This window comes from Actinacidiphila yanglinensis (assembly GCF_900107965.1).
In the GTDB taxonomy this organism is placed as follows: Bacteria; Actinomycetota; Actinomycetes; order Streptomycetales; family Streptomycetaceae; genus Actinacidiphila; species Actinacidiphila yanglinensis.
On the sequence record NZ_FNVU01000004.1, the window covers coordinates 398,208 to 422,121 of the forward strand.

A 23,914-nucleotide genomic window follows, 5' to 3' on the forward strand; every position below is an offset into this window, starting at 1 on the left:
ACGGCAGCCCTCACGGGCCAGGTCGATGGGGCGGTCAGAGCTGCCCGATGACGTGGTCGATGCACGCGGTGAGCGCTTCGACGTCGGACGGCTCGACGGCAGGGAACATCGCGACCCGAAGCTGGTTGCGGCCCAGCTTGCGGTAGGGCTCGGTGTCCACGATGCCGTTGGCCCGCAGCACCTTCGCCACCGCCGCGGCGTCGATGCCGTCCTCGAAGTCGATGGTGCCGACGACCTGGGAGCGCTGTGCGGGGTCGGCCACGAACGGGGTCGCGTACGACGCCTTCTCCGCCCACCCGTACAGCCGCGACGAGGAGTCGGCGGTGCGCTTGACGGCCCAGTCCAGACCGCCCTGGCCGTTGATCCACTCGAGCTGCTCCTTGAGCAGGAACAGGGTGGCCACCGCGGGGGTGTTGTAGGTCTGGTTCTTCAGCGAGTTGTCGATCGCGGTCGGCAGGTCGAAGAACGCCGGGATGTGCCGGCCCGACGCGGCGACGGACGCGGCGCGCTCCAGGGCAGCCGGCGAGAACACCGCCAACCACAGCCCGCCGTCCGCCGCGAAGGACTTCTGCGGTGCGAAGTAGTAGACGTCGGTCTCGGTGATGTCGACCGGCAGGCCGCCCGCGCCGGAGGTGGCGTCCACCACGACGAGCGCGCCGTCGTCGGCGCCCGCCACCCGGCGGATCGGGGCCGCGACGCCCGTGGACGTCTCGTTGTGGGTCAGGGCGTACACGTCGACGCCCGCCTCCGCGACCGGCTCCGGGTGGGTGCCCGGGTCGGACTTCACGATCGTCGGATCCGCCAGCCACGGTGCCTGGAGCGAGGCCTTGGCGAACTTCGAGGAGAACTCACCGAAGGAGAGGTGCTGCGACTTGGCGCTGATCAGACCGTGGGTGGCGACGTCCCAGAACGCGGTGGAACCGCCGTTGCCGAGCACCACCTCGTAGCCGTCGGGGAGGGAGAACAGCGCGCGCACGCCGTCCCGGACCTGCCCGACCAGGTTCTTCACCGGCGCCTGGCGGTGAGAAGTGCCCAGCAGGGACGTCCCGGTGGCGGCCAGCGCGTCGAGCGCCTGCGTCCGCACCTTGGAGGGGCCCGACCCGAACCGTCCGTCGGCGGGCTTGATGTCAGCGGGGATCTCAATATCGGCCACGTCGGCAGCGTAGTCCGTTAACGGCCTGTTGCCGCCCGCGTTCCATCGGATGAGACGGCGGGCCGCCCACCTGTGGCAGCACCCTTCGGAGGACACCGGGCGCCCCTTGCGACCCCGTCCGCGGACTCTTCCGGCGAGGGCTGCGCAGCCCCACGGAGGGTTTCCGCCAATCCGGCCGGTGGCGCTCCCCGCTCGGGTCCAGGGAGGGTGCCGTACCGGTACGGCACCCTCCCTGAACCCGCCGGCGTCGGGGGCGGTCGTTCGCGCGGCGGCCGGAACTCCGGCGAACGCGGCGACGGTGGGCGCGCGCCGAATTCCCGCCGAGGATGCTCGGCCCGGAGTTGATCGCTCTCTTTGCAGTTTTCAAGGATCTCCGGGATCCGGACGCCGGGATCGATCCGGGGACGTTCGTGCGTCCCGAGAAAAGTGTCGGCAATCCGCGGCGCTCGGCGCCACCCTCCGCGGACGGCGAGAACGGCCTCGGAGAATTCACTCGCGACGGTGATCAAGATGATTTTCGGACCCCGATCGAGTGCGGTGCCGGAGGTCGAAAAACAGACCACGGTGATACCTCCGGACGGGAGTTCGGAGATCATGTGCCCGTCATTTCCGGCCAGGGAAGAGGAACGGCATCGCATGCAGTGACCGGGCTCGGCCGGCGAGCGGATCGAGGACTGCCGATGCTTGGCCGAAGTGCGCGACGGGCTCGAACTCCCTTGTCCGGCAAGGGATCATCGCGGCGGCCACGCGGTCGAAGTCGACATGCCCACGGACAAGGGGGAGTTCTCCCGCCACCACTTCCGAAGGCCGCCGCGGCCGCGCTCCCGCCCTGCGGGACGCCCGCTCCGGGCGGGGCTGCGACACTCGCGGCGTCGCCGACCGTCCTTGGCGGATCGCGGTCAACCGCTCAAACCTACGACCGCTCCGCGGACGTCGCCGCCGAGCCGAGAGCACCCGAACGCACGTCCGGGATATTCACTCGATGGTGGCACCGATCTGCCACGGACGGGCTAAGGAACGGACCGGCCGACGGGGCATCCGGCCTCGCGAGGCCGCCCCGACGCCCCGCGGGAAAGCTCCGGCAGCCGGGCGACCCGGACCCGTACCGCACCGGGCGACCCGGCGGTACGTACCGGACCGGGCCGTCCGGCGTGCCATACGGGACCCCGCGCCCGGACGGGAGCAGCGGACCGGGTGGGGTCGCGTTCGGCCGGGAACTCAGTGGGCGACGTCAGGGAATCCGTCGATGTCCTTGACGCTGCGTGTGCCGGGGCCGATGTAGCGTGCGGAGGGCCGGACCAGACGCCCGGTGCGCTTCTGCTCGAGGATGTGCGCCGACCAGCCGGCGGTGCGCGCGCAGGTGAACATCGAGGTGAACATGTGCGCGGGCACCTCGGCGAAGTCCAGCATGATCGCGGCCCAGAACTCGACGTTCGTGGCCAGCACCCGGTCGGGCCGCCTGGCGTGCAGCTCGGCGAGCGCCGCCTTCTCCAGGGCCTCCGCGACCTCGTAGCGCGGCGCGCCCAGCTCGCGGGCGGTGCGGCGCAGCACCCGGGCGCGCGGGTCCTCCGCGCGGTAGACGCGGTGGCCGAAGCCCATCAGCCGCTCGCCGCGGTCCAGTGCGGCCTTCACGTAGCCCTCGGCGTCGCCTGTGCGCTCGATCTCCTCGATCATGCCGAGCACGCGGGAGGGAGCACCGCCGTGCAGTGGCCCGGACATCGCGCCCACCGCTCCCGACAGCGCGGCCGCGACGTCGGCGCCGGTCGAGGCGATCACCCGCGCGGTGAACGTCGAGGCGTTCATTCCGTGCTCGGCCGCCGACGTCCAGTACGCGTCCACGGCGGCGACGTGCTTCGGGTCCGGCTCCCCGCGCCAGCGGATCATGAACCGCTCGGTGATCGACTGCGCCTTGTCGATCTCCCGCTGCGGCACCATGGGCAGGCCCTGGCCGCGGGCGGACTGCGCGACGTACGACAGCGCCATCACCGCCGCGCGCGCGAGGTTGTCCCGCGCCGCCTCGGCATCGATGTCGAGCAGCGGTTTGAGCCCCCACACCGGGGCGAGCATCGCCAGGGCCGACTGCACGTCGACGCGGATGTCGCCGGAGTGCACGGGGATCGGGAACGGCTCCGCGGGCGGCAGTCCGGGGTTGAACCGGCCGTCCACCAGCAGGCCCCACACGTTGCCGAACGAGACGTGGCCGACCAGCTCCTCGATGTCGACCCCGCGATAGCGCAGCGAGCCGCCTTCCTTGTCCGGTTCGGCGATCTCCGTCTCGAACGCGACGACTCCTTCGAGTCCCGGTACGAAGTCGGACATGGGGCGGCTCCTTCACGATCACGTCGCTGTGCTTGTCTCCCGGTCATGCCCCGTGCGTCACCGGGTCACCCCGGCCCGGCGGCTCCCGGGCCGTGACATCCGGCACACGGGGTCACCATGGGAACGCCGGGGCCGCGGTCATGCAAGATGTCCGCGTGCACGAACCACTCCGGCAAGACCATCAGTCCGCCTGGCTCCAGGGCGACGAGGACCTCGCGGCGATGCGCAAGCAGTACGGCGCGGCAGGGCCGACCGAAGCCGACCTGGCCGCCGATCCGTACCGGCAGTTCGAGCGCTGGTTCGCCGACGCCGTGCGGGCCACGGAGCGCGGGCTGCTCACGGAACCCAACGCCATGGTCGTCTCGACCGTCGGTCCCGAGGGGGCGCCCAGTTCCCGCACGGTGCTGCTCAAGGGCTACGACGAGGACGGATTCGTCTTCTTCAGCAACTACGGCTCCCGCAAGGGGCGCGAGCTGGCCGCCAACCCGCAGGTGTCGCTGCTCTTCCCCTGGCATCCCATCGCGCGGCAAGTGATCGTCACCGGTACCGCGGTAAGGACCTCAGCCCGGGAGACCGAGGCTTACTTCCACACCCGCCCTCACGGCTCCCAGCTGGGTGCCCACGCCAGCGAGCAGTCCTCCGTCGTCGCCTCACGCGCCGCCTTGGAGGAGGAGTACGCGCAACTGGCGGCGCGCTGGCCGGAGGGGACCGAGGTGCCGGTGCCACCTGACTGGGGCGGCTACCGCGTACGCGCCCGGGCCGTCGAGTTCTGGCAGGGACGGCAGAACCGCCTGCACGACCGGCTGCGGTACGTGACCGGCGCCGACGGCGCGTGGTCGGTGGAGCGCCTGGCGCCCTAGGCGTCAGGGGCGCCGTGGAAAAACGAACGACCCGCGGGCTGCTCCCCGGAGCCAGGTGGCTCCGGGCACCGGCCGGACAAGTCCGACGAGCCCGCGGGTCGGGTGAACTGCGTGGGATTGGCGAGCATCACGCACGCCCAAGTGCGCGGAGCTAGCCCGCAGTCACCTCACGTGTCCGAGTGCAACTCATGCTTCAGACCACCTCCCTTCGTGTGTGCCGCCACAGTAAGAACATCGGGCCGCCGGACACAAGCCATTTATGTAAAGAGCGTGTGACGCGGCCCACACAAGGGTTGAATGTCGTGACGTGCAGCCTTTCGATGCGCAATCCAAGGGTGACGAGCAGCTGCTCGCGGCGCTGCTGGACGGCATGGAGGCGGGCTTGTGCGCCTTCGATCGGGAGGGAGTCGTCACCCACTGGAACGCCGAGGCCACCCGCATTCTCGGCTGGAGCGCGGCAGAGGCCATAGGGCGCCGCGGATTCGACGGTTGGGCGGCGCGAGCCTCCGACGCGCGCCAGGCGGAGCAGCGGCTGCTGGCCACCATGGACGCCGAGGGCCGCCGGGTGAACGAGTTCGCCCTGCTCACCAAGGACGGCAGGCGGGTCCTGGTCCGCACCCAGTCCGCGGCCGTCCAGGGACCCGACGGGCACCCCAGCGGCGTGTACTGCGCCTTCTCCGAGGTGCACGCCCAGATCGATCTGGAACGCTCCCTCGCGCTGAGCGAGTCGCTCTTCGAGGACGCTTCCTGGGGTGTGGTGCTCATCGACGCCGACCTGCGCCCCGCCCAGGTCAACGCCCACGCCGCCCGGATGATGCACGCGGGCCGCGAGGTCCTGCTCGGTCGCCCGCTGGGCGACCTGCTCGGCCAGGGCGCCGAGGAACTGGAGAGCATCCTCCAGCACGTGCTCGCCGAGGGCGCGCCGCCCGGCGCGACCGACCTGTGGGTGAGCCCGCGCGGTGCCGGAAGCGGCGCCCGCCGCTGCTGGCGCAGCGGGTTCGTTCGGCTGGGTTCGCCGCTCGGGGAGGAGCCCGTGCCGTTGGGTGTCGGGTGGTTGTTCGCCGATGTCACCACGGAGAAGACCACCGAGCACGAGAGCTCCAGGATCCGCTTCCGCTACCAGCAGCTGCATCGTGCCGACAGGGCCGCCGCCGAGTGCGAGGGCGCCTTGGAGGGGGCCCTGCTCCACCTCGACTTCGCGCTCGCCGGCTTCGCCGATCACGCCCTGGTGGACCGCGCCGACGGCGACGGGCGGCTGGTACGGATCATCGCCACGCCCGAGGGAGAGCCGGGTTCCGGCCGTCCCGCGCCGGGCGGCGTCGTTCCGGTCGGCTACCGGCCCGATCACCCCGCGCTCCAGGCCGTCGAGCGCCTGGGCACCGTACGCACCAGTTTCGGCTCGCCGGACGACGAGCGGGCCGCGCCCCGGACGCGTACCGACGAGTGGGCCGAGGCGCGGCAGTGGCCCGCGGGCACCGTGCACGGACTGGTCACCGTGATGCGCAGCAGGGGCCGCACGGTCGGCACGCTGACCTTCCTGCGGGGAGCCGGCCGCCGGCTGTTCGACCGGGCTGACGCCGCGTACGCCGAGGACGTCGCGGCCCGGGTGGCGATGGCCCTGGACCTGGCGGGCCTGGCGGACGACGGGGGTTGAGCGCCGTCGGACTCTCAGGTGCCAACCCCTCCGGCGCGCGCTCGGCCCGGACTTCAGTGCCGGAAGAAGATGCGGTCGCGGTACTCCTCGAAGACACGGCTGTTCCAGTCGAGGCCGCCGTCCACGTTCCCCGAGCGGAGCATCGGGGGGACGATGCCGCGCTCGGCGAGGTCGGAGGCGGCCGTGGCCATCACGGCCTGCATCAGGGCGCTGGTGACGACCGTGGAGGCGGGTGCGAACGGTGCGGGGATCGCGTCGTCGGTCAGCTCGGCGTCGCCCACCGGGATCTTGGAGTCGATCACGACGTCGCAATGGTCCTTCAGGAAGGTGCCGGTCGCGTGCCGGGACCCGGTCTCCCGGGCGTACGCGAGCGACGTCACGGCGATGACGGTCATGCCGAGGGCGCGGGCGTTCTGCGCCATCTCGATCGGCAGGACGTTGCGGCCGGACAGCGAGATCACGAAGAGCACGTCGCCCTCGCGGGCCGGGCTGGTGTCCAGTGCGGCGCCCGCCAGGCCCTCGACCCGCTCCAGGGCGCTTCCCAGGGTCGCGGGGACCACGTCGACGCCGATGACACCCGGCACGCTGAGCAGATTGACCACGGCCAGGCCCCCGGCGCGGTAGACCACGTCCTGGGCGGGCAGCGAGGAATGGCCCGCGCCGAAGGCGAAGATCCTCCCGCCGGCGGCGATCGCGTCGGAGACGGCGGTGGCGGCCCGGCGGACCGAGTCCCTCTCCTCGTCCCTGGCCCGGGACAGCAGTGCGATGGCGGCGTCGAAATAGCGCTCTGCCGGTTCCCGGCGGGGGTCGGTCATGCGGATCACCGTGCTGCCAGGCCGTGGGCGGTGTCAAGAAAAAGGCGGTCGACGATGCCCGTCCGTCCGGCGCGGAGTCCGTTGTCCGTGGGATGCGTCAGAATTGTGTCAGGGCCACGCACGAGTGAACGAGGGGCGCGCATGTCCGGACTGATCGACACGACGGAGATGTATCTCCGCACCATCCTGGAGCTGGAGGAGGAGGGTGTGGTCCCGATGCGCGCTCGAATCGCCGAGCGACTCGACCAGAGCGGGCCCACGGTCTCCCAGACCGTCGCCCGCATGGAGCGCGACGGGCTGCTGCACGTCGCGGGGGACCGTCACCTGGAACTGACCGACGAAGGGCGCCGCACCGCGACCCGGGTGATGCGCAAGCACCGCATCGCCGAATGCCTGCTGGTCGACGTGATCGGCCTGGAGTGGGAGCAGGTGCACGCGGAGGCGTGCCGCTGGGAGCACGTGATGAGCGAGGCGGTGGAGCGGCGGGTGCTGGAGATGCTGCGGCACCCGACCGAGTCGCCGTACGGCAACCCGATCCCCGGCCTGGAAGAGCTGGGCGAGACCGCTGAGGCCGACCCCTTCCTGGAGGAGGGCATGGTCAGTCTCAACGAGCTCCAGCCCGGCAGCGCGGGCGCCAGCGTGGTGGTCCGCAGGATCGGCGAGCCGATCCAGACCGACGCGCAGGTCATGTACACACTGCGGCGGGCCGGGGTCCAGCCGGGCGCGGTGGTGAGCGTGACGGGCTCCGCGGGCGGTGTCATGGTCGGCAGCGGCGGCGAGGCCGCCGAGCTGGACGCGGAGATCGCCTCGCACGTCTTCGTCGCCAAGCGGTAAGCAGCAAGCAGCAGGCGGTCAGCGAGTGGGGACCGCCGAGCAGGAGCACGCGCCGACGGCCGTGCGAGGCCCCGGTGCCGCATCGCGGCACCGGGGCACTTCCCACCCCTCGCCCCTCCCCTGTTGTCCCCTCGAAGGACCCGGGACCCCGAGCTTCCCGGGACCCTTCCCGCGACCCGCTTCCCCTGCGCGCCGCGTCCCGTCCAAGTCCTCCCCTCGGCCCGCGCGGCCAATCCTTGAGCGCTGTCACTCGAACGAGCGGTGTTGGGCGCGTGAGCCCCTTGTTCGAATAGAAGTTCGATAGCGTTGCGATGCAAGGACGGCACGGGCGCGGAAGAACCGCGGGCGGGCCGGCGAGAACCGGAAGGAGGTGCGGGGATGGCCACGCGATACGACGTGACGGGAGCGGGCGGCCTGCGGCTCGCGGCGTGGGACTACGGCACGGCGACCGCGACGGGGGCGGACGCGACTGCGGGCTCGGGGGTGACCGCGAGCCCGGCGGCCGCCGCGGCGGATCTGCGTGCGGCGACCGGAGCGGCCGGGACCGCCAGGCGCCCACTCCCGGGCGGGGATCCCGAGCCCCGTCCCGGAATGCTCCTGCTGCACGGCCTGCTCGGCCGCGCCTCGCACTGGGCCGCCACCGCGCGCCGGCTCTCGCCGAGCTACCGCGCGCTCGCCCTCGACCAGCGCGGCCACGGCCGCAGCGGCAAGCCGGCCGGTCCCTACACGCCGGAGGCGTACGTGCGGGACGCCCTCGCCGCCGTCGAGCAGCTCGACCTCGGCCCGGTGACCCTCGTCGGCCACTCCATGGGCGCGCTGACCGCCTGGCAGTGCGCGGTGCGGCGGCCCGACCTGGTGGCGGCCGTCGTCCTCTGCGACATGCGCGCCTCGGCCCTGGGCGAGAAGGGCCAGCGGGAGTGGGCGGACTGGCTGGCGTCGTGGCCGCTGCCCTTCGCCACGCTCGGCGACGTACGTCAGTGGTTCGGGGTCGACGACCCGCGCGCCGATCCGCCCGACCCGGTCCGCGGGGACTTCTTCGCCGAGGTCATGAGCGAGCACGAGGACGGCTGGCGCCCGTCGTACGCACCCGCGCACCTGCTCCGCTCCCGCGAGCCCTGGATACGCGACGCGCACTGGGACGAGTTGGCCCGGGTCCGCTGCCCGGCGCTGGTCGTGCGCGGGCCGGGCGGTGAGCTGGGCCGTGCCGAGGCGCAGGAGATGGTCCGGGTGCTGCCGCGCGGCCGCTACGCCGAGATCGCGGACGCAGGCCACCTCGTCCCGTGGGACCAACCCGACGCCTGGGCCGAGACGTTGGAGTGCTTCGTCGGTGACGCCCTCGCCGAACGGGCAGGTGCGAGCCCCGGTTGAGTCCGTCCGTTCGGTCCCGCGCACCCGGGTTGCCCGGTGTCCGTCAGCGCGCTCACCGGTGTGTTGCCGATGTGTCGCCGAAGTGGATGGTGGTGGTGTCTGTGTGTCGCAGATGTGGACCCTGAGCGCTGAGCGGGGCCCGGTGGGAACGGGACGGGCCTCGGGGCACGCATGGCTGTTCGGCTGCTGATAACTTGCGTGTCCGCTGGGTTCCACATCGCGACATGGGGGAGTGCGGATGCGCTGTCGGAGTCGTTTGAGCCGTCGAAGTCGTAGTCGGGGTCAAGGCCCTCGGGACGGCCGCGGCCGGCCGGGTGCTGCGACCCGGTACGCGGGCGCGGTCACCGCCGCGATGGTGGCCGTCGCCGCGCTGGCGCTGACCGGATGCAGCGGTGGCGGAAGCGCGGACGACGCCACGAAGGAGCCGAGCGCGAGCCGGACCGTCACCCTTCCGCCGGCGCCGTCCACCGCCCCATCCAGCAGCGGTACGGGCACGCCCACCGCGACCGGTTCGGCGACCGCCACCGCGGACGGCGGAGACAGCGGCGGCGCCTCGACGGACTCCACGCAGAGCGTCGAGGGCGTCTGGCTGGCCACCGTCGGCGGCGTCAAGGTCCAACTCGTCCTCGGCAAGGGCAAGGCCGGGCTGACCAGCACCCATCTCTGCGGGGGCACCTTCACCGAGCAGGGCAGCGGTCTCGACGTGGTGCTGACGTGTATGGACGGTGACAAGGAGCGGACGTCCGGGCACGGCGTGATGGCGCCGGACGGCAAGACGCTCACCGTGCGGTGGACCGGCGGGCCCAGCGACACGTTCACCCGAACCGGCTTGCCCAGTAGCTGATTTCGCGCCGCGGGGGCAGAGCGGGTGAGTCGCTTGTGCCCCGCGCGTGACGGTCTCGTGTCGATGTCCGTTTTCGGCAACAAACCATCAGGGCGCCAGGGGGAGGGGCTGCATTCATGGCCCTCGTTTGCTAGCGTCCCGTACGGCGGACGCGGTGTCCGCCACGTTTTCCTACAACGGGGAGGGACGCACCATGTCGGGTATGCAGGGCGCCGATATCAGCCAGCTCACGACCTTGTCGGGGAAGTTCGGCACCGAAGCCGGTAACCTTTCGACGCTGATCAACCACCTTCACACGGCGACCAACAGCAGCTCGGACTACTGGAAGGGTCCGCGCGCGGACAAGTTCCGTGACGAGTGGGCGCAGCTCAAGCCGACTTTCGAGAAGTTCGTGACGACGCTGCACGAGGCGCAGAACTCGGCGAAGCAGAACGCGACGAACATCCAGAACGCCACCAGCTGAGCCTGGGTACCCGGCACGGTCGACGCACCGTGGGGTACCAGAAGGGCCGGGCCCGGAGCACGCGCTCCGAGAACCCGGCCCTTTTGCGTGCCCGCGGCCAGATCGGCGCGTCCCGGGCAACTCGCCGCGGCTCGCGGCCGGCAGAGGACCGTAGGGTCCCGCCGCGATGACCTCCGAGGCCCCGGTGTTCCCGGGCTCTGGAGCCGAGGAGCCCGGGAACGGCGGCGGTTACACGGACTCCGCCGCCTGGATCTGGAGCACCGTCCCGCCGCGGATCAGCAGCCCGCGCCCGGTCGGGCCGCCGCCCGAGTCCCGCGGCAGCCGGACGTTGAACAGATCGCCTTCCGATGCGCCTTGCGGCGACAGCAGCAGGCCGTTGCGCGACTTGCGCGCCTCGACCACGAAGCCGCGGTACTGCGAGCCCATCGAGTCCGCCGAACCGGCCGCGATCAGCGCGTGGTCGCCGTCCATACCGCTCTTGACGACCTCTTCCAGTGCGGTCTCCAGCGGGCTGTCGTAGAGCAGTTCGCTGTCGTCCACGACGACGGCGTACTGCTTCCCGTCCGCCTTGGCGGTCAGCTCCGACAGGTCGTCCGGGCTCGCGTCGGTGCCCACCAGCACGCCCAGCACGCCGGGTTCGTCGGCCAGCGCGCGCAGCGGCGAGCGGCGCGGGGTGACCAGGACCACCGGCACGCCGTTGCCGAGCAGCGACCGCGTAGCCGTGATCAGCGTCGTCGAGCGGCCCGACTTCGGCGGCCCGGCGACCACGAATCCCGGCCCGGCGTCCTGGAGATCGATGCCGACGGGGGTCAACTCGTCGCCGCCCACGCCGATCAGCGCCCACAGCGGCGACGGCGGCCTGAAGTCCGGGTCGAACTCCATCGCTTCGCGCACCGTGACGCGCGGCGGCAGCGCGTCCACCCGCATCGGCCGTTGCGGCTTGGGCAGTCGCCCGACCCGTCCGATCTGCTCGGTGGCCTGCCGCCCGATCCGCTGGAGGACCTCCACCTGCGCCTGGCCGGCCGGGTCAGCGGCCAGCAGGGCCACCTGGTTCTCCTGCACGCCGTGGTCGGTGGGGCGCAGTGCCCGCCCGGACGGCATGTTCTTGGGCACCTCGCGCGGGCTGAGTCCGCCGGTGGTGTACTCGTTCGGGTCGGCCATCCGCAGGATCAGCTTGTCCGCGAAGACCGATGAGATCGCTCCGAGGAAACCGGAGCGGTCCGACGTCATGATGACCTTCAGCCCCGCCGAACCGCCCTCGCGGAAGAGCCTTTGGGCACCCTCGATCAGCTTCCCGTAGTTGTACGACTCGAAAGTCGAGGTGTAGCCCTCCCAGTTGTCGAGCAGCAGCACCATCCACGGCAGCCGCTCCTCCGGGGTGGACGCCATCGCGCGCTGCTCGGCCGCGCTGGACGCCCCCTTGACGGCGAGGAGTTGCTGCCGTCGCGAGACCTCGCCCGTCAGCCGGTCCAGCAGGCGCTGGAGCCGCTCGGGCTGGTCGCGGGTGACGACGGCGCCGCAGTGCGGCAGCGCCACGAGCGGCAGCAGCGCGTTGGCGCCGCAGTCGATGGCGTAGACGTGCACGTCGTTCGGCGCGGTGTCGCGGGCGAGGGCACCCGCGATCGTACGCAGCGCGGTGGAGCGGCCCGAGCGGGGACCGCCGACGATCAGCACGTGTTCGCCGTGCACCAGGTCGACCGCGAGCGGGGCGCGGGCCTGCCGCGCGGGAAGGTCGGTCAGGCCGTAGGCGATGGGCGGCACGTCCGTGCCCGCGGCGGCGGTCGGCGGCAGCTGGTCCGCGGTGATCTGCTCCGGCAGGGGGTCCAGCCACGGCTTGCGCGGCGCGGGGAAGTTGAGCAGGTCGGAGGCGTCCCTGATCGCGTCCACGAGGACGGCGAGGTCGGTGACCATGGTGCCGTCGTCGGCGTCACCCTGCGCGCCGCGCGGTATCGGACGGCCCAGGGACGACCAACCCAGCGCGACCACCTCGGCCTTGGCGCGCTCCTGGCCGACGGCAGGGCGGCGGCCACCGATGCGCGCGGACTGCACGCCGATCAGCGACTGCGCGCCGGAGCGGACATAGGCCCGGCCGGGCGTGGACTTGGCGATCGCACCGGAGTCGGGCGCGTCGATGACGTCGCGGGACTCGTCGGCGTCGGTGACCCGCAGCGCGATGCGCAGGTTGGTGTTGGCGCGGATGTCGGCGCTGACCACGCCCGCGGGGCGCTGCGTGGCCAGGATCAGGTGGACGCCGAGCGAACGGCCACGGCGGGCGATGTCGACCAGGCCGGCGATGAAGTCGGGCAGTTCGGCGACCAGGGAAGCGAACTCGTCGATGATCAGGACGAGTCGGGGCATCGGCTCCAGCTCCGGCCGCAGCCGGCGCGCGTCGTTGTAGTCCTCGATGTCCTTGGTGCCGGCGTTGAACAGGATGGTCTCGCGGTGGTGCAACTCCGCGGCGAGCGAGGCCAGGGCGCGCTCGGTGAGGTGCGCGTCCAGGTCGCTGACCATGCCGACGGTGTGCGGCAGCCGGGCGCAGTCCTGGAAGGCGCTGCCGCCCTTGTAGTCGATGAGCACGAAGTTGAGCGCGTCGGGGCGGTTGGCCACGGCCAGCGAGGCGATGATCGTCTGGAGGAGTTCCGACTTGCCGGCGCCGGTGGTACCGGCGACCAGGGCGTGTGGGCCGTCCTTGCGGATGTCCAGGACGAAGGTGCCGTCCGCGCCGACACCGATCGGGGCCGCCGTGGTGGAGCCGCCGTGCTGCCATATGCCGGCCACCTGCTCGCCGACCGGGTCCGGCAGTCCGAGCAGGTCCAGCAGCCGCGCGGAGGTCGGCAGCGCGCTGTCCGCGTCGTCGCGGCTGACGTCGCGGACCGGCGCCATCGAACGGGCCACCAGCTCGCACCAGTCCGGGCCGACCTGGTCGGCGAGGACGTCACCGAGGCGTTCCAGGCCGCCGCCGCGCAGGTGCAGCCTGCTGGCGGACTGCTGGGACCAGCACACCGCGAGCCGTACCTCTTCGGGCAGCAGCCGCTCGTCCTCGTCGACGCACAGCGCGAACATCCCGAAGTTCGGTCCCTCCTGAAGGAGTTGCGGCACACCGGGCATGCGACGGAGCAGGCGCGCACCGTCCAGCACGATCAGGACGAAGGGGTCGGGACGCAGCCGGCCGCCCTGGGTGGCGATGGTGTCCGCCTTGCGCCGGGCGAGCTCCTGGAGGAGTTCGTTGATCCGCTTGCCGGCCGCCTCCTGGTCGGTGCCGATCAACGCCATGCAGTCCTGGCCCTGTTGGGGCGTCAGGTGCGGCAGCCAGTGCGCCCAGCTCCAGGACGGTTCGGCGTCGTGGGCGGAGGACAGCACCACGATCGACAGGTCGCGCGGGCTGTGCAGCACCGCGGCCTGCGAGACCAGCCAGCGTGCCGTGGCAAGGGCGCGCGGGCGTTCGCCCGCCACGCCGACCACGCCGATCTCCGGGATCGGCAGCGGCAGCGGCACGTCGTTCACCAGCGGGGGCTCCAACGGGGGTGCGCCTTCGTCGCGGTGGCCCTTGGGTTGGAGTTCGATGTCCGCCGGCATGTCGGCGACGCCGATCCGCAGCCGCATCGCGTCGGGGTCGGTGAGCCGGCGTTCCCACAGCCGGCGGCGCGGGCCGGTCGCGAAGAGCAGGATCTCGGCGGCGTCGGGGTAACTGGCGCGCCGCTCGCGCTGGTCGGACAGCCGCGCTGCCTCCAACTCCTCATGGTGCTCGGCGAGGGCGACCTTGTAACTCTTCGCCTGGTCGCGGTTCTTGCGCTTGCCCTCGCGGTTCTCGCTGATCCACTGGCCGACCATCATCACCGGGCTCATCACGCAGAACAGCAGCATGTAGACCTGATGGACCATGAAATACATCATCAGGCCGAAGATCAGCGGCACGATGAGGGTGAGGGTCTGGAAGCGGGCGCGGTCGCCCTTCTCCCCTTTCTGCGGCACGAACAGCCGTATCCGCGGCGGGAGGACCGACAGCCGCGGCGGGCGGTTGTAGGCGAGGCCGCCCTCGCCCATCGGCGACAGGTGGGCGTCGGGCACGCTCGGCTCGTCCAGGACGAGCACCGACTCGCCGGCCTTCATCTGGGCGCGCAGCGGCCACGGCCGCTCCGACTCCACCGGCTCGCCCTCCAGGGTCACGCCGGAACCGGGCGCGCCGATCAGCGTCACCGTCCCGTCCATGGCGACCGAGACCCGCGCGGCCGTGGGCGGGATTGCCGGGTCCTGCACGGTGATGGTGCAGCCGACCGCCGAGCCGATCGTCGCGGTGCCGACGCCGAGCCGCGCCACCCGGCCCGCGCCCGGGCCCGCGCACACCCGCAGTTCGTAGCGCCCCGACGGCTCGCCGGTCCGCATGAACGGCCCGATGGAGTCGTCGACGGTGACCCGCATGCCGTCGCGCAGCAGCGTCGACGCCTGCGCCTGCGGGTCGCAGGGCACCCCGTCGGCCCACAGCACGGGTACGGCGGGCGCCTGTTGCGCCGCCCACGCCGTCTGACCGCCGAACTGGCCCTGCGGCGCGGCCTGTTGTTCCTGATACCCACCGCCCTGGTGCTGCCCGGGGAACTGGACGACCACGCCGCCGCCGTGCCCGACCGGTTCCGGCGCGGCTGCGACCGCCCCCACCGCCCGTCCCAGCGCCAGCGCGACGTCGCCCGCGCTCGCGGAGTCGTCGGCCGTCAGCAACACGTCCTGCGCGTCGACACCCTGCTGGACGACCGTCACGGTCACGCGCATGGCTGTGTCCCTCCCCGTGGGCCCGCACCAGGCCCCGCATCCACTGTGCTGTCTCCACTATCGCAGCGTCACTACGAGGCTTACGAGGCTATCGGCCCGCGGAAACCCGGGGTAAGCCCCCGCACGCCCCGGCCCCGACCGGGTCCAGCCCCGGCCGAGCGGCTCTCGGCCGGCGCATTGCGGTGGGCGCGGAACCGTTTCCATCCCCTGTGCAATCCTCGTGGGTAACGCCAGGTCCCAGTCGGGTTCTCCCAGATGCGGCGGACAATGCCCTCAGCGTGTGACGAACCCGGCAAAAGGATGAGTCGCCAACGGGAGGTAGCAGATGGGTGAGTTCTCCGGAATAGATCCGGATGGGCTGCAGCAGATGACGAGTTCGTTCAAGGGCGACAAGGACCACTTGCGCTCCACGGCCACGTCGTACAAGTCCCAGTTCGACCAGCAGGGTCTGGACACCTCTTCCCTGACCCAGCTGATCGGTATCTGCGGCTGGCTGGACGACCAGATGCCGATGCTCACCCGCCGCTACCACCTGGCCATCGCGGCGCAGAAGCCGTACCCGGGGCACAAAGGCATGGTCTCGGTCGACGACAGCATGGTGGGCACCACCGCGCAGTCGCAGAAGGACGGCAAGGCCCTCGCGGACAAGTACAAGGACGCGCTGGAGAACGGCGACGACCCCTCCGAGGACCTCTTCGCCGACCTGGACGCCCACTCCGACGACCCGGACTACCTCAAGTCGTTCTACAACGAGTTGGGGCAGCAGAACCTGCAGGTCATGACGAACGACATGGCCGACGACAACATGTACGGCCGCTACGGGGACCATCCGGACCAGGCCCTGCACGACCGCGACGTGCTCGCCAAGACCTTCGGCACCTTCACCAAGGTCGCCTTCGAGGGCCAGACGGCCCAGCAGAAGCAGGCGAGCTGGGACAAGTGGTTCGACGGCTTCAAGGACCCCAACGGCACCTTCCGGTCCGACTACATGACGTCATTGCTGCCGGGCGGTTCGCAGGACAAGGACTTCCTCGTCGCGCTCGGCAACCGTGTCTACGACAAGGACCCGCAGAAGAGCGGTTCGAACTACCTCCGTGCGGGCGGCATCGACCACGGCCAGTTCGCCAACGACCATCTCACCCAGCTGTTCCAGGCGATCAGCAAGAACCCCGAGGCATCGGGCGAGTGGATGGACGACAACTACGACCAGATGCAGAAGATGATCTACCCGGGTCTGGTCACGTCGCTGAACGAGCCGCAGTCGCGGGCGGACGCCTTCGTGGCGATGATGCATGCCGGCACGATCGACTTGAAGTCGACCGACCGGCCGCTCGCCGAGAAGCTCACCGCCCGCATCATGATGGACAACTGGCGCCACCAGCAGGGCGACGAGAAGGGCATTCACCCGTACGACCCCATCGACGCGTTCTACGGCCAACTCGTCACGGCCAACTGGAGCGACATGGTCTACGGGATCACGTCACCAGTCGGTGACCAGCTGTACGGAGGAGACCCCAGCAAGAAGGGATTCACCACGAAGCTGGCGCAGTGGGATCAGAAGGACTTCCTTGCCAGCCAGGACCCGAACCGCCCCGGTCTCGAAATGGGCGCCCCCATGTGGCAGGCGCTCCTCAACGAGTCCGCCCGGGACCCGAAGACGGCCGGCGAGGAGAGCGCCCTCTTCGACTCCTTCCGGACGACGATCGACAACCAGGTCGACAGTGCCAAGAAGGACACCGACGACCACGCGCAGGACTACCGGATGATGCAGCGCGGCATGATGATGAACGCGTACAGCCAGGCCTTCGACTACGCCGAGGGGTCGATCGAGGAAGACGCCAACGAGTGGGCGAACAGTGTCAACAGCGCCCGGACCGCCCTGATCAAGACGTCGGCCGAGCTCGTGAAGGGTGTCGCCACCGACGGGGCGTCCGCCATCACCGACATCGGCACCGACAAGGCCAAGGAACTCGGCGGGTCCGCGACCGACCTGCTCACCGACTACATCGCCAGCAAGGTGTCCGTGAGCCCGGAGGACGCGCCTGGACTCGCGGCGAAGTACAAGGCCATCGACGCCAAGAAACTCTCGCTCACCTGGCAGGACGAGTACCGGCGTGAGGCCAACGGACAGCTCACCAACGGCGGTTTCTCCTCCGACGTGACCGCGACGGTCACCGTGCATCCCCGGACCGGAGACGCGCAGCACTTCACCGGTGACCCCAAGCAGTACATCAAGAGCCCGGACGACAACTTCCTCAACCCTGACGGAACGGTCAAGGACACCTTGACTCCTCGCGAGCGGACCGCCTACAGCAACTGGCTCATGGATCCCGCGATCATCAACCACGTCGACTCGAGGGGCTTCACGCAGGGCCAGCAGTTCCAGCACCTGTAGGAGCAGCGGAGTGGGGTGAGTGGATCAGCCGCTCCGGTCGGCTGATCCGGTCACCGGCCCTGTCCCGGCTCACTTGCTCTTCGGCTCGATCTTCAGGGTGTTGAGGAAGTCGCGCAGGACTCCGGCGGCGTTGTGATCCACGAGCGTGTGGTGGTTCAGTACGGGTGCGAGCGTGACCGTGGCGGCCTTGCTCTGCCACGCGCAGCGCGTGATGGTGCGACCGGCCCCGGTGACATCGGCGCACTGGATCGTGCCGCCCAGCTTGCCGGCGGGATAGCCGGTGATCTTCTCCGAGCCGTCGGTCCCGAGGAGTGACGAGGTCATCGAGTCCGAGCCCGGTCCTTCGTTGGTCCCTTCATCGGTGGTGAAGTTCGGCGGGTCGAGGGAGACGACGACCATCGCGGCCCGGCCACCCGCGGCCCGATAGGTCAGGTTGACCTCGCCTTTGGAGATGTCGGTGTTCACGCTCGACAGCGCCGTCCACTCCGTGTCGCCGTCCTTCGCCTCCGTGTACGCGCCGAACGCCTTCGGAATCACGGCGGTGTGCTTCGTCGGCTTGGAGTCACCGCTGTTGGCGCTCACCACCCACGCGGTGATGCCGCCGACGACGACCACCGCCGCGACCACGCCGGCCAGGATCTTCCTGCGGCGCTTCGCGCGGTCGCGCGTGGCGGAGTCAGGTACGGAGATCGGGGTGAGGGCGATCCCGTTGTCGTTGTCGGCGGCGTTGTTCGTCACGTAGTCCTCCTGCGGGGGCTAGCAGATACCATAGAGGCTGGAGCGCCATGGGCACACAGGGTCCGTCCGGGGCGTGCGGGGGCCGAGGGATTCGCTTCGGCACCGGGCCGCCCGTCCACGGCGGTTGCGTGGCAGGCCCGCAGGCGTTCCTCTCGGCCAGGTCCGGCGGCGCCCGGTGGCGCGCGGCAGTTTCGACGACGGGGGACAGTTCGATGGGCGGTAGCAGTAGCAGCACGACACCACAGGCGACGGTGCCGAATCCGGCGATCGAGGATCTGAACGCCCTCAAGCGCCGGCTCACCCAGGATCTCGGCACGCTCAAGGAGCCTCTGAAGACCACGACTTCGGACATGACCGGTGGCAAGGTCTGGGTCGGCAAGGCCGCCGACGACTGGACCGCCGACGTCAAGGGCCGGCACGGCACCATCCAGACGCTGCTCGGCAGGCTCGTTCCCGTGATCGACGCCGAGATCGCCAAGCTCCCGGAGAAGGTCACCCCGGGCGAGGCCAAGCTCTACAACATGGACAGATACCGGTAGCCGACCGGAGCGCCAACAGGCGTCGCACCGCCCTCCGCCCGGTCCGTCGCCCCGGCTACGGCCGGCTGCGGTGGGATCGAAGCGACCGTCACTACTGTGGACGGGCCGGTGTCGTTCTGTTGCAATGCTGTGGGCGGGTTGTCACTGGCCATGCCTTGAGGGCGTTTGTTTGGCGCTGATAGCGTGCGGTGACTTGACATCGGCCTGTGGGTCGTCGCCGGACAGGAGCGCGACGGACACCCCTCACGGGGCCGATCAGCTGATGCGATGCGCCGGCTCGGGGGCAGTGAAGTGAAGACCAGGGAACGATCGTCCGCGGGCGGTGGCGGTGGCCGCCAGTCCGTTCCCGCACCGACGTTGAACGGACCGGGGGTCGGCAGCCGGCTGCCGGTCGCACCGCGCGAGCGCAAGCCCGCACTGGCCGCGCTGGCCGTCCTGCTCATCCTGGTGGGCGCGCTCGGTGCCACCGTGATGGTGCTGCGCGCGGGCAACAAGGTGTCGGTCGTCGAGGTCACGCAGGCGGTCTCGGTGGGCGACCCGATCCCGCAGTCTGCCATCACCGAGGTGATGGTGGCCGACGGCACCGACGTCCACTACATCAGGTGGAGTCAGCGCGACGACCTGCTCACCCGGTTCCGCGCGTCGACCAACATCACGTCCGGTTCCGTGCTGGTCGAGTCGATGATCACCAACAAGAGCGACCTCCTCCCGGCCGGCAAGGCCCTGGTCGGCCTGTCGCTGAAGGAGGGCCAGTTCCCCAGCGGCCTGAGCAACGGGCTCACCGTTGCCGCGTACCTGGTCGGTGACAACGCCAAGACGTCGAGCGACTCCGGCGACTCGGCCGGGAGCAGCGCCTCCGGCGGCAACCCTCCGATCAGCGACGACCTGATCATCAAGAAGATCGAGTCCAGCGGCCAGAACGGGCTGGGGGACGGCACCACGACCATCACGGTCATCGCGGACGCCGCCGACGCCGGCGCGCTGACGGCCGCCTCCGCCTCGGGCGACGTCTCCCTCGTGCTCCTCCCCAGCAAGCACTGAGCCGGCGCGGACGAGATGGCACTGATCGCAATCGCCGCGGACAAGGGTTCCCCCGGCGTCACCACGACCGCGGTCGCGCTCGCGGCCGTATGGCCGCGCCGCGTCCTGCTCGCCGAGGCCGACCCGGCCGGCGGGGACCTCGTGTACCGCTCGGCCGGTGCGCACGGCGGCGTGCTCAACCCCAACTCCGGCCTGCTCTCGCTGGCCGCGACCGCCCGGCACGGCCTGGCCGCCGAGCAGTTGTGGGACCACTCGCAACCGCTGGTGGGTGGACTTGACGTCCTGGTTGGACTGGCCTCCGCCGAACAGGCCGCCGGCCTGGCCGGATTGTGGCCGATGCTCGGCCAGGCGTTCGCCACGCTCGCGGAGTCACCGAACGGCGCCGCCGACGTGATCGCCGACTGCGGCCGGATCGGCCCCGACTCCCCGACCCTCGAACTGCTGCCGCACGCGGCCCTGGTGCTGCTGGTCGCGGGCGCCGCGCCGGAGAGCCTGGCCCGGGTCAGGGACCGGGCCGGCGCGCTGTCGGCGAAGCTGCACGGCTCGCAGCGCGGTGCGGCCGCGCTCGGCTACCCGCCGATCGGCGTCCTGCTGATCGCCGACAGCAGCCAGAGCGGCCGGCTCGCCGCGCAGGTCAACGAGATGCTGGTGGCGTCGCAAATCTCCGCCCGGGTGGTCGGCACCCTCGCCCACGACCCGGCCGGCGCCGAGATGCTCAGCGGCCGGCGCCGCGGCCGCCTCGACAAGTCCCTGCTGATCCGCTCCGCCCGCCAGGTCACCGCCGACGTACCGCAGAGGTACGGGGTCCTGCGATGAGCGAGGTCGACCACTCGCTCGTCAAGCGCTTCCGGCAGGAGGCGGGCGACCGCATCGCCGAGCAGCGCCGGGTGGACCAGGTCGAGTCCCGCATGGCGATGTCGCCCGAGGACGAGCGGCACTTCGCCCGGGCGATCATCGCCCAGATACTGGAGGACTACGCGCGGGCCGAGATCGCCATCGGCCGCACCCCGCCGGACGCCGGGGCGGAGGAGGCGTACGCCGCCGCGGTGCACGCCGCGCTCTTCGGCGTCGGCCGGCTCCAGCCGCTGCTGGACGACCCCGAGGTCGAGAACATCGACATCAACGGCTGCGACCAGGTCTTCGTCGGCTACTCCGACGGGCGCGAGCTCCAGTCCGAGCCGGTCGCCGAGACCGACGAGGAACTGATCGAGCTGATCCAGGTGCTCGGCGCCTACTCCGGCCTGTCCTCCCGGCCGTTCGACTCCGCCAACCCGCAGCTCGACCTGCGGCTCCCGGACGGCTCCCGGCTCTCGGCCGTCATGGACGTCACCCGCCGCCCCGCGCTGTCCATCCGGCGCGCGCGCCTGGGCAAGGTTTTCCTCGCCGACCTGGTCGGCAACCACACGATCACCCCCGAGGTCGGCTCGTTCCTGTCCTCGGCGGTGCTCGCTCGCAAGAACCTGATGATCGCCGGGGCCACCAACGCCGGGAAGACCACGCTGCTGCGAGCGATGGCCAACGTCATCCCGACCCACGAACGCCTCATCACCGTCGAGCGCGCCCTGGAACTCGGGTTGGACCAGTTCCCCGAACTCCACCCCAACGTGGTGGCGTTCGAGGAACGGCTGCCCAACTCCGAGGGTCTGGGCGCCATCTCGATGGCCGAGCTCGTCCGCCGCTCGCTGCGTATGAACCCCTCCCGGGTGATCGTCGGCGAGGTGCTCGGCGACGAGATCGTGACCATGCTGAACGCCATGTCGCAGGGCAACGACGGTTCCCTGTCGACCATCCACGCCAACGGTTCCGCCGAGGTCTTCAACCGCATCTCCACCTACGCGCTGCAGGCGCGGGAGCGGCTGCCGGTGGAGGCGTCGCAGATGCTGGTGGCCGGCGCCATCGACTTCGTGGTGTTCATCCAGCGCCGCAACGACTTCCAGCGCGGTGGCACGCTGCGCCGTGTCGTCACCTCGATCCGCGAGGTGAACGGCGTGGACGGACGCGTCCTTTCCAGCGAGATCTTCGCCGAGCACCCGGAGGCGGCCGTGGCCCTGCCGCACGCCCCCATCTCCTGCCTCGACGAGCTGCTCGCCAACGGCTACCAGCCCACGGGGGTGTGGCGGTAATGGGGATCTTCTCGCTGACCGCGTTCTACGGACTCCTGGCCGGAGCAGTCGTCGGCGGCGGCGTCGCGCTCTTCCTGGCCGCCATGCGTGGCTGGGCGCCCAAACCGGTGGCCGCGGGTCAGTCCGGGGCCGAACGCGCCTCGGAGTTCGGCCGCTTCCTGACCCAGCGCGGCTCCATCGCCATCCTGATCGGGCTGGCGGTGCTGGGCCTCACCCGCTGGCTGGTGCTCGGCCTGGCCACCGCGCTGCTCGTCTTCGCGTGGGACCGGCTGTTCGGCGGTGCCTCCGAGGAGCGGGCCGCGATGAAGCGGGTGGAGGCACTGGCAGGCTGGACCGAGTCGCTGCGCGACACCATCGCCGGCGCCGTCGGCCTGGAGCAGGCAATCCCGGCGTCCGCCCGGGCCGCCGCACCGGCGCTGCGGATCCATCTCGACTCCCTCGTCGACCGGTTGCGGGCCCGCTGGCCGCTGCCCGACGCGCTCCAGGTGCTCGCCGACGAGATCAACGACGCGTCGGCCGACATCATCATCGCCGCCCTGATCCTCAACGCCCGCCTGCGCGGCCCGGGTCTGCGCGACGTGCTGGGCGCGCTGGCCAAGTCCTCCCGCGAGGAAGTGGACATGCGGCAGCGCGTGATGGCACAGCGGGCCAGCACCCGGCGCAGCGTGCAGATCGTCGTCGTGGTCTCCGTGGTGTTCGTGCTGGGCCTGTCCATCTTCAACCGGGGCTTCGTCAAGCCGTACAACACCGCGGTCGGCCAGCTCGTGCTCGCCGTCGTGTGCCTGCTGTTCGCGGCCGGGTTCTGGTGGCTGCGGAAGCTGTCGAAGATCGAGACGCCGGACCGCTTCCTCGTGCACGGGCCGGAACGCACCGCACAACAGCCGCAGATGGTGGGGCAGTTCCCGCCGGCGGGCCAGAACGCGGCCGGGGCGCAGGCCGCCTCGCCGTACGGTGCCGCGGCGCAGCAGCCGCCGGGTCAGGCCCAGGGCCTGCCGGGCTACGGAGCGCAGGGCCGTCCGGCCGTGCCGGGACAGGGGGCCGGCCGATGAACACCATCGTCTTCGCGTGTCTGGTCGGCGGGGTCCTCGGCCTGGGCATCTTCGCCCTGATCCGGGCGCTGACGCCCAGCCGGCGCAGCGCGGTGTCGACCATCGCGCAGATCGACGCGCTGCGCGCCACCGGTGCCACCACCGGGTCCGAGACCGTCGTCAAGGCCGAGGGCTGGCGCGCCCAGATCGGCCAGCGGGTCGCCGCGTTCTACCTCCAGCAGGGGTGGGAGCAGCGCTCGCTGCGCGCCGACCTCGCGGTCCTCGACCGCAGTTGGGAAGCCTTCCTCGCCACCAAGACGGTGCTGGCCGCGGCCGGTGTGGTCTTCGGCCCGGCGCTCTTCGCGGTGGGAGCCGAGGTCGGCTTCGGCATCAGCCCGATCATCCCGGTCTGGCTGGCGGTGCTGTTCGGGGTCGTGTTCTTCCTGCTGCCCGACGTCGAGGTACGGCGGGACGCCGCGGTCAAGCGCAAGGACCTGCGGCGGGTGATCGGCGCCTACCTCGACCTGGTCTCCATGAACCTCGCCGGCGGGCGCGGCCTGCCCGAGGCGCTGATGGCGGCAGCCGAGATCAGCGACGGCTGGGCGCTGATGCGCATCCGCAACTGCCTGGCCGACGCGCGGATCACCGGCACCAGCCAGTGGGTCGCGCTCGGCCGGCTCGGCGACGAGCTGGGCATCGAGGAGTTGCAGGACCTCGGCGTCACCCTCGCGCTGGTCGCCGATGACGGCGCGAAGATCCGCGAGTCGCTGGCCTCGCGTGCCGAGACGATGCGCCACCGGGAGCTGTCCGAGATCGAGGGCGAGGCGGGTGAGCAGTCCCAGTCGATGCTCGTCGCGCAGATGCTGCTCGCCGCCGGCTTCCTGGTCTTCCTGATCTTCCCCGCAGCGATGCGGGTCTTCCAGGTCTGATCACCACCGCGCCGCCCGAACGACGACCGTCCACGAGAGGACCGAGC

Annotated in this window: 18 protein-coding genes; 13 read left to right on the plus strand and 5 right to left on the minus strand. The window is 71.1% G+C overall.

Annotated features, from left to right (window positions below; translation table 11 throughout):
• Positions 1–34: 34 nt before the first annotated feature.
• Together serC and C4U44_RS11620 are read right to left on the minus strand one after the other, a co-directional pair.
• A complete protein-coding gene (serC, locus tag C4U44_RS11615; protein ID WP_103885619.1) occupies positions 35–1,153 on the minus strand; it encodes a phosphoserine transaminase in 1,119 nt (372 codons plus the stop codon).
• Between the two features lie 1,218 nt (positions 1,154–2,371).
• Entirely contained in the window at positions 2,372–3,472 is a 1,101-nt protein-coding gene (locus C4U44_RS11620) for a citrate synthase 2 (protein ID WP_103885620.1), read from the minus strand.
• A gap of 155 nt (positions 3,473–3,627) precedes the next feature.
• Here C4U44_RS11620 and pdxH point away from each other — a divergent pair, with 155 nt between their 5' ends.
• Positions 3,628–4,332, plus strand: a complete 705-nt coding sequence (gene pdxH, locus C4U44_RS11625; RefSeq protein ID WP_265737319.1) for a pyridoxamine 5'-phosphate oxidase — start codon at positions 3,628–3,630, stop codon at positions 4,330–4,332.
• Positions 4,333–4,639: 307 nt separating this feature from the next.
• Entirely contained in the window at positions 4,640–5,986 is a 1,347-nt protein-coding gene (locus C4U44_RS11630; protein ID WP_265737320.1) for a PAS domain-containing protein, read from the plus strand.
• Positions 5,987–6,039: 53 nt separating this feature from the next.
• On the opposite strand, the gene C4U44_RS11635 is transcribed toward C4U44_RS11630, so the two are convergent.
• The gene (locus C4U44_RS11635) at positions 6,040–6,801 is read right to left on the minus strand and encodes an SIS domain-containing protein (protein ID WP_103885622.1); all 762 of its coding nucleotides are present in this window, start codon (positions 6,799–6,801) and stop codon (positions 6,040–6,042) included.
• A gap of 141 nt (positions 6,802–6,942) precedes the next feature.
• On the opposite strand from C4U44_RS11635, the gene C4U44_RS11640 reads away from it, so the two are divergent.
• The 4 genes from C4U44_RS11640 to C4U44_RS11655 all read left to right on the plus strand — a co-directional run bounded on the left by C4U44_RS11640 (position 6,943) and on the right by C4U44_RS11655 (position 10,310).
• Positions 6,943–7,635, plus strand: coding sequence for a metal-dependent transcriptional regulator (locus tag C4U44_RS11640; protein ID WP_103885623.1), 693 nt, complete (start codon positions 6,943–6,945; stop codon positions 7,633–7,635).
• A 378-nt stretch (positions 7,636–8,013) separates the two neighbouring features.
• Positions 8,014–9,003, plus strand: a complete 990-nt coding sequence (locus tag C4U44_RS11645) for an alpha/beta fold hydrolase (RefSeq protein WP_103885624.1) — start codon at positions 8,014–8,016, stop codon at positions 9,001–9,003.
• Positions 9,004–9,355: 352 nt separating this feature from the next.
• Positions 9,356–9,847, plus strand: coding sequence for a hypothetical protein (locus C4U44_RS11650; protein WP_103885625.1), 492 nt, complete (start codon positions 9,356–9,358; stop codon positions 9,845–9,847).
• 154 nt (positions 9,848–10,001) lie between these two features.
• The gene (locus C4U44_RS11655) at positions 10,002–10,310 is read left to right on the plus strand and encodes a WXG100 family type VII secretion target (RefSeq protein ID WP_235031988.1); all 309 of its coding nucleotides are present in this window, start codon (positions 10,002–10,004) and stop codon (positions 10,308–10,310) included.
• Between the two features lie 228 nt (positions 10,311–10,538).
• Here C4U44_RS11655 and C4U44_RS11660 read toward each other — a convergent pair whose 3' ends face one another.
• A complete protein-coding gene (locus C4U44_RS11660) occupies positions 10,539–15,074 on the minus strand; it encodes an FtsK/SpoIIIE domain-containing protein (protein ID WP_103885627.1) in 4,536 nt (1,511 codons plus the stop codon).
• A 325-nt stretch (positions 15,075–15,399) separates the two neighbouring features.
• Between C4U44_RS11660 and C4U44_RS11665 the strand changes: the two genes are divergently transcribed.
• The gene (locus C4U44_RS11665; RefSeq protein ID WP_146088245.1) at positions 15,400–17,469 is read left to right on the plus strand and encodes a hypothetical protein; all 2,070 of its coding nucleotides are present in this window, start codon (positions 15,400–15,402) and stop codon (positions 17,467–17,469) included.
• 69 nt (positions 17,470–17,538) lie between these two features.
• Here C4U44_RS11665 and C4U44_RS41100 read toward each other — a convergent pair whose 3' ends face one another.
• The gene (locus C4U44_RS41100; protein WP_146088246.1) at positions 17,539–18,207 is read right to left on the minus strand and encodes a hypothetical protein; all 669 of its coding nucleotides are present in this window, start codon (positions 18,205–18,207) and stop codon (positions 17,539–17,541) included.
• Positions 18,208–18,419: 212 nt separating this feature from the next.
• On the opposite strand from C4U44_RS41100, the gene C4U44_RS11675 reads away from it, so the two are divergent.
• The 6 genes from C4U44_RS11675 to C4U44_RS11700 all read left to right on the plus strand — a co-directional run bounded on the left by C4U44_RS11675 (position 18,420) and on the right by C4U44_RS11700 (position 23,867).
• Positions 18,420–18,746 carry a hypothetical protein gene (locus C4U44_RS11675; RefSeq protein ID WP_146088247.1) on the plus strand — a complete coding sequence of 109 codons (327 nt, stop codon included), beginning with the start codon at positions 18,420–18,422 and terminating at the stop codon, positions 18,744–18,746.
• A gap of 357 nt (positions 18,747–19,103) precedes the next feature.
• The gene (locus C4U44_RS11680) at positions 19,104–19,787 is read left to right on the plus strand and encodes a hypothetical protein (protein WP_235031989.1); all 684 of its coding nucleotides are present in this window, start codon (positions 19,104–19,106) and stop codon (positions 19,785–19,787) included.
• A gap of 15 nt (positions 19,788–19,802) precedes the next feature.
• Complete coding sequence (locus C4U44_RS11685; protein WP_103885631.1) at positions 19,803–20,603, plus strand: hypothetical protein; 801 nt, start codon at positions 19,803–19,805, stop codon at positions 20,601–20,603.
• The gene (locus C4U44_RS11690; protein ID WP_103885632.1) at positions 20,600–21,910 is read left to right on the plus strand and encodes a CpaF family protein; all 1,311 of its coding nucleotides are present in this window, start codon (positions 20,600–20,602) and stop codon (positions 21,908–21,910) included. The genes C4U44_RS11685 and C4U44_RS11690 overlap by 4 nt, the downstream gene beginning before the upstream one ends.
• Entirely contained in the window at positions 21,910–22,959 is a 1,050-nt protein-coding gene (locus tag C4U44_RS11695) for a type II secretion system F family protein (protein WP_103885633.1), read from the plus strand. The genes C4U44_RS11690 and C4U44_RS11695 overlap by 1 nt, the downstream gene beginning before the upstream one ends.
• A complete protein-coding gene (locus C4U44_RS11700; protein ID WP_103885634.1) occupies positions 22,956–23,867 on the plus strand; it encodes a type II secretion system F family protein in 912 nt (303 codons plus the stop codon). The genes C4U44_RS11695 and C4U44_RS11700 overlap by 4 nt, the downstream gene beginning before the upstream one ends.
• Positions 23,868–23,914: the final 47 nt, after the last annotated feature.

Excerpts from the sequence above, each read along its gene's own strand:
- C4U44_RS11640 (WP_103885623.1), top strand. The coding sequence starts at position 6,943 with ATGTCCGGACTGATCGACACGACGGAGATGTATCTCCGCACCATCCTG.
- C4U44_RS11695 (WP_103885633.1), top strand. The coding sequence starts at position 21,910 with ATGGGGATCTTCTCGCTGACCGCGTTCTACGGACTCCTGGCCGGAGCA.
- C4U44_RS11650 (WP_103885625.1), top strand. The coding sequence starts at position 9,356 with ATGGTGGCCGTCGCCGCGCTGGCGCTGACCGGATGCAGCGGTGGCGGA.
- C4U44_RS11660 (WP_103885627.1), bottom strand. The coding sequence starts at position 15,074 with ATGCGCGTGACCGTGACGGTCGTCCAGCAGGGTGTCGACGCGCAGGAC.
- C4U44_RS11645 (WP_103885624.1), top strand. The coding sequence starts at position 8,014 with ATGGCCACGCGATACGACGTGACGGGAGCGGGCGGCCTGCGGCTCGCG.
- C4U44_RS11665 (WP_146088245.1), top strand. The coding sequence starts at position 15,400 with ATGGGTGAGTTCTCCGGAATAGATCCGGATGGGCTGCAGCAGATGACG.
- C4U44_RS11620 (WP_103885620.1), bottom strand. The coding sequence starts at position 3,472 with ATGTCCGACTTCGTACCGGGACTCGAAGGAGTCGTCGCGTTCGAGACG.
- C4U44_RS11635 (WP_103885622.1), bottom strand. The coding sequence starts at position 6,801 with ATGACCGACCCCCGCCGGGAACCGGCAGAGCGCTATTTCGACGCCGCC.
- C4U44_RS11700 (WP_103885634.1), top strand. The coding sequence starts at position 22,956 with ATGAACACCATCGTCTTCGCGTGTCTGGTCGGCGGGGTCCTCGGCCTG.
- C4U44_RS11690 (WP_103885632.1), top strand. The coding sequence starts at position 20,600 with ATGAGCGAGGTCGACCACTCGCTCGTCAAGCGCTTCCGGCAGGAGGCG.
- C4U44_RS11685 (WP_103885631.1), top strand. The coding sequence starts at position 19,803 with ATGGCACTGATCGCAATCGCCGCGGACAAGGGTTCCCCCGGCGTCACC.
- C4U44_RS11675 (WP_146088247.1), top strand. The coding sequence starts at position 18,420 with ATGGGCGGTAGCAGTAGCAGCACGACACCACAGGCGACGGTGCCGAAT.